Here is a 1,052-nt window from a genome sequence, read left to right as displayed (position 1 = left end):
GCGTTACCGCGAGGCAGAACTTCTTCAGGGAAGATGAAGTTTTCGTGAGGTTGGTCTGTTGGAGCCATCCAAGCACGAATGCCTTCGTTAAGCAGAATGTTCTTAGTGTAGAACGTTTCAAACTCAGGATCTTCAGCTGCACGCAATTCTTGGGATACGAAGTCGTAGGCGCGCAGGTTTAATGCTAAACCGACGATACCAATGGAGCTCATCCACAAGCCTGTGACAGGTACGAACAGCATGAAGAAGTGCAACCAGCGCTTGTTGGAGAAGGCAATTCCGAAGATTTGGCTCCAAAAACGGTTGGCTGTCACCATTGAGTAGGTTTCTTCAGATTGAGTTGGGTTGAAGGCGCGGAAGGTGTTTGAACCTTCGCCGTCTTCAAACAGGGTGTTTTCTACGGTTGCACCGTGGATAGCGCACAGCAGCGCGCCGCCCAAGATACCTGCAAAGCCCATCATGTGGAAGGGGTTGAGCGTCCAGTTGTGGAAGCCTTGCAGGAACAAGAGGAAGCGGAAAATTGCTGCTACGCCGAAACTGGGGGCGAAGAACCAGCCTGATTGACCCAAGGGGTACAGCAGGAACACCGAAACAAACACGGCGATGGGGCCGGTGAATGCTAGGGCGTTGTAAGGGCGGATGCCGACTAAACGGGAGATTTCGATCTGACGCAGGCAGAAGCCGATCAGTGCGAAGGCGCCGTGGAGGGCGACAAAGGCCCACAGTCCGCCGAGTTGGAACCAGCGGGTGAAGTCCCACTGTGCTTCCGGGCCCCACAGGAACAGTAGGGAGTGTCCGAGGCTGTTGGCTGGGGTGGATACTGCGACGGTGAGGAAGTTGGCTCCTTCGAGGTAGGAGCTTGCCAAACCGTGGGTGTACCAGGATGTGACGAAGGTGGTGCCGGTCAGCCAGCCACCGATGGCCATGTAGGCGCAGGGGAATAGCAGGATGCCAGACCAGCCTACGAAGACGAAGCGATCGCGCTTGAGCCAGTCGTCGAGTACATCAAAGATGCCTCTTTCGGTCTGGGCGCGTCCGACTGCGATTGTCAT

1 protein-coding gene is annotated in these 1,052 nt (G+C 55.6%); it reads right to left on the bottom strand.

Annotation, left to right across the window (positions count from 1 at the left end):
* Positions 1 to 1,052, bottom strand: a 1,052-nt coding sequence (gene psbD, locus IQ270_RS30495) for a photosystem II D2 protein (photosystem q(a) protein) (protein WP_193976813.1), incomplete at its 3' end; no start/stop codon positions are given.

It is taken from the genome of Microcoleus sp. LEGE 07076, assembly GCF_015207455.1.
Classification (GTDB): domain Bacteria; phylum Cyanobacteriota; class Cyanobacteriia; order Cyanobacteriales; family Microcoleaceae; genus Microcoleus.
Note: the sequence above shows the minus strand (reverse complement) of the source record. Positions and strands in the feature narration are given on the sequence as shown.